Genomic DNA, 3,714 nt, shown 5'->3' on the forward strand with positions numbered 1-3,714 from the left:
AATGAAACGTGCCCACGAGGACGCCAGCGTCATGTTGGCGTAACGCCTCCCGAAACCGTTATTTGATGTTGAGGCTTTTCTTAATGAAACGTGCCCACGAGGACGCCAGCGTCATGTTGGCGTAACGCCTCCCGAAACCGTTATTTGATGTTGAGGCTTTTCTTGGCCTCGTCCAGCAAATCGGTCTTGACCCAATCCTTCGCCACCGGCGGCTTCGCCATCCGCCCGACACCCGTCTTGACCATGATGTCGGTGGTCGTCTGGATATGCTCCGGCGTGATGTCGTAGGTATAGGGAGAATTGCTGATCGCGTCGTCGAAATCGTCCTTCGTGATCTGCCCCTTGAACACGACCTCGCGCACGTATTTCTCGGCCAGCGCGCGATCCTTGATGAAGGCGTTCGTGGCTATCACGAAGCAGCGCATGAATTTCTCGGCGACGGGACGGCGCGTAGCGTAGAATTTTTCCGTCATGACCATCGTCCGCACCGGCTCTCCGATCGGCGTGTCGTACGGCTTGAGCACTTCGACGCCGAAGCCCTTGTTGATCGCCTGCGACGACTGCGGCTCCGACTGCATCATCGCGTCGATGTTCTTGCCCAGCAGCGCCTGGTTCAGGTCGGCGTAGGCCAGGTAGATGATCTGCACGTCCTTGCCGGGCGCGGCGTCGGCCGTGAGGCCCGCCTTTTGCAGCTCGGCCATCAGCAGGACTTCCTGGATGCCGCCGCGCGTCACGCCCACCTTCTTGCCCTTCAGGTCGCGGACGGCCTTGACGCCGGCGTCCGGCCGCGCGACGAGCCGCGCGCCGCCCTTGGCGAAGCCGGCCACGACATAGATCGGCGCCCCGCCGGCGCGGCCCGAGATCGCGGCCTCGGATGCCGTCGTGCCGACGTCGAGCTCGCCCGCGATGATGGCCTGCATCACGTCCAGGCCCTTGGCGAAGATGCGTTCCTCGACCTTGATGCCGCACTTGGGCGCGATTTCCTTGATGTACGAGACCGCGCCGTAGTGCGCGAACTTGAGATTGCCGAGACGGACGACGTCCTGGGCCTGGGCACTGCCCGCGGCCAGCAGCGCGGCCATGACGAGGGTATTGCGAAACCCGGTTGCTTTCATTGCCTGCCTCTCCGATTGGGATGAAACTTATTGGAATGAATTGCTGGGTGCTGCGACGGCCACGCGCTTGATTGCTCCTGGCCCTGGAAACGGTAAACGCGAAGCAATATATTGTCAAACCGTCCAATCAGATTTTACTGGGAATCAAATATCCAGGTTGACCACACGGCTTGCGAATGGCTGAATAGCGGTCTTGACGGAGGAAAACGCGCCCCGACATGAGGTAAAATTGCAGTTTGCGCGATGCCCCGCTTATATAGAGTACGAAGGTAAACAATGCTGGATAACCTGACCCAACGCCTTGCCAAGGTCGTCAAGACGATGCGCGGCGAGGCCCGCCTCACCGAGTCGAACACCGCCGAAATGCTGCGCGAAGTGCGCCTGGCCCTGCTCGAGGCCGACGTGGCGCTGCCGGCCGTACGCGAATTCATCGCCAAAGTGAAGGAAAAGGCCCTGGGCGAGGAAGTCATCGGCTCCCTGTCGCCCGGCCAGGCCCTTGTCGGCGTCGTGCAGAAGGAACTGGCCGCGCTGATGGGCGCCGACCTCGGTCCGGAGGCGTCGCAGCTGTCGTTCGCGCAGCAGCCGCCGGCCGTGATCCTGATGGCGGGCCTGCAGGGTGTCGGTAAAACGACCACCACCGGCAAGCTGGCCAAGTACCTGAAGGAACAGAAGAAGAAAAAGGTCCTGACCGTCTCCGCCGACGTGTACCGCCCGGCCGCAATCGCGCAGCTGGAATCCGTGACGAAGCAGGTCGGCGCCGACTTCTTCCCGTCCACCGCGAGCGACAAGCCGGTCGACATCGCGAAGAACGCCGTCGACTGGGCGCGCCGCCACTACCACGACGTCGTCATCGTCGACACGGCCGGCCGTCTCGCCATCGACGAGGCGATGATGCAGGAGATCGCCGCCGTGCACGCGGCCGTGAACCCGATCGAGACGCTGTTCGTCGTCGATGCCATGGTCGGCCAGGACGCGATCAACACGGCTAAAGCCTTCAACGACGCGCTGCCGCTGACCGGCGTGGTCCTGACGAAGCTCGACGGCGATTCGCGCGGCGGCGCGGCGCTGTCCGTGCGCCACGTGACGGGCAAGCCGATCAAGTTCGCCGGCGTGTCGGAAAAGCTGGACGGCCTCGAAGCCTTCGATCCGGCCCGGATGGCCAACCGCGTGCTGGGCATGGGCGACATCCTTGCGCTGGTCGAGGAAGCGCGCAAGGGCGTGGACATGCAGGCCGCGACCGACATGGCCAACAAGATCAAATCGGGCGGCAAGTTCGACATGAACGACTTCCGCGCCCAGCTCGCGCAGATGAAGAAGATGGGCGGCATGGCCGGCCTGCTGGATAAACTCCCGGCCCAGTTCCAGCAGGCGGCGTCCGGCGCCAACATGGACCAGGCCGAGAAGCAGGTGCGCCGCATGTGCGGCATCATCGACTCGATGACGCCGGCCGAACGCGCCAAGCCGGAACTGATCAAGGCCAACCGCAAGCGCCGCATCGCGGCCGGCGCCGGCGTGCAGGTGCAGGAAGTCAACCGCATGCTGAACCAGTACGAGCAGATGAATACGATGATGAAGAAGCTCAAGGGCGGCGGCCTGATGAAGATGATGCGCGGGATGAAAGGCATGATGCCGGGCCTGCGCTAAGAAGCATTACCATGCTACGGAAAGCCGTGCGGGATCGAACGTCCCGCACGGCTTTCGCGCGTTTGGCATGTCTGTTTTTTCACTCTAGGGGGGCGTGGGTAACACAACCAGTCGATTTAGGGCTTGTAAGAGTGAAAAAATTTCGAAAAAGACTTGCACGAACACTAAAACCCTACCAATATAAGCCGGGTGCGCTCACGCGCAAATTTCCATGTGTTCCGTTTAGGAGGCTCGAAGATGGCAACAGCCAAAAAAACCACTGCAGCGCCCGCGAAGAAAGCCGCAGCTGCAAAGCCGGCTGCGGCGGCGAAGCCCGCAGCGAAAAAGGCAGCTCCAGCCAAAGCAGCAGCACCGAAAGCAACCGCAGCGGCAAAGAAGCCGGCAGCGGCCCGCAAGCCCAACGCCGCTTTCATGAAAGAGATGACCCCATCGGCACCGCTGGCCGCCGTCGTCGGCGCGAAGCCGCTGCCGCGCACCGAAGTGACCAAGAAGGTCTGGGACTACATCAAGGCGCAGAACCTGCAGGACGCGGCCAACCGCCGCATGATCAACGCCGACGACAAGCTGAAAGCCGTCTTCGGTGGCAAGGCGCAGGTGTCGATGTTCGAAATGACCAAGCTGATCTCGGATCACCTCAAATAAGAAGATCTGGCTGTCCCATCGCCCCGATACAGAAAGCCCCGGCAGACCGGGGCTTTTTGCTTTCATGACGCAAACGTTACGCGTGGGCTCGGGGAGCCCACCCTACGGGTTATCGCAGTACGTAGGGTGTGTTAGGGCAAAGTTGTAATGTCCGCTTTGAGCGCGCCGAAATCATCGCCGCCAGTGTCAGGGGCGAGATCACGGCGGTCATTGCGGCACAGCGCCTGGATGGAGGAGTTGGAGCGCGCCGAAATCATCGCCGCCAGTGTCAGGGGCGAGATCACGGCGGTCATTGCGGCACAGCGCCTGGGGC

Annotated in this window: 4 protein-coding genes; 2 read left to right on the forward strand and 2 right to left on the reverse strand. The window is 62.1% G+C overall.

What is annotated here, in order from left to right; genetic code table 11:
• Positions 1 to 140 precede the first annotated feature (140 nt).
• Positions 141 to 1,115 carry an ABC transporter substrate-binding protein gene (locus AC1DYX_RS29070; protein WP_477265382.1) on the reverse strand — a complete coding sequence of 325 codons (975 nt, stop codon included), beginning with the start codon at positions 1,113 to 1,115 and terminating at the stop codon, positions 141 to 143.
• A 276-nt stretch (positions 1,116 to 1,391) separates the two neighbouring features.
• Here AC1DYX_RS29070 and ffh point away from each other — a divergent pair, with 276 nt between their 5' ends.
• Together ffh and AC1DYX_RS29080 are read left to right on the forward strand one after the other, a co-directional pair.
• The gene (gene ffh, locus AC1DYX_RS29075) at positions 1,392 to 2,759 is read left to right on the forward strand and encodes a signal recognition particle protein (protein ID WP_477265384.1); all 1,368 of its coding nucleotides are present in this window, start codon (positions 1,392 to 1,394) and stop codon (positions 2,757 to 2,759) included.
• A 237-nt stretch (positions 2,760 to 2,996) separates the two neighbouring features.
• Complete coding sequence (locus tag AC1DYX_RS29080) at positions 2,997 to 3,401, forward strand: SWIB/MDM2 domain-containing protein (protein ID WP_477265386.1); 405 nt, start codon at positions 2,997 to 2,999, stop codon at positions 3,399 to 3,401.
• Between the two features lie 131 nt (positions 3,402 to 3,532).
• On the opposite strand, the gene AC1DYX_RS29085 is transcribed toward AC1DYX_RS29080, so the two are convergent.
• On the reverse strand, positions 3,533 to 3,714 hold a 182-nt coding region (locus AC1DYX_RS29085), incomplete at its 5' end, for a hypothetical protein (RefSeq protein WP_477265387.1).

It is taken from the genome of Massilia sp. P2_C2 (assembly GCF_056404615.1).

What these genes read in the sequence shown, in the direction of transcription:
- AC1DYX_RS29070 (WP_477265382.1), bottom strand. Translation starts at nt 1,115, where the DNA reads ATGAAAGCAACCGGGTTTCGCAATACCCTCGTCATGGCCGCGCTGCTG.
- ffh (WP_477265384.1), top strand. Translation starts at nt 1,392, where the DNA reads ATGCTGGATAACCTGACCCAACGCCTTGCCAAGGTCGTCAAGACGATG.
- AC1DYX_RS29080 (WP_477265386.1), top strand. Translation starts at nt 2,997, where the DNA reads ATGGCAACAGCCAAAAAAACCACTGCAGCGCCCGCGAAGAAAGCCGCA.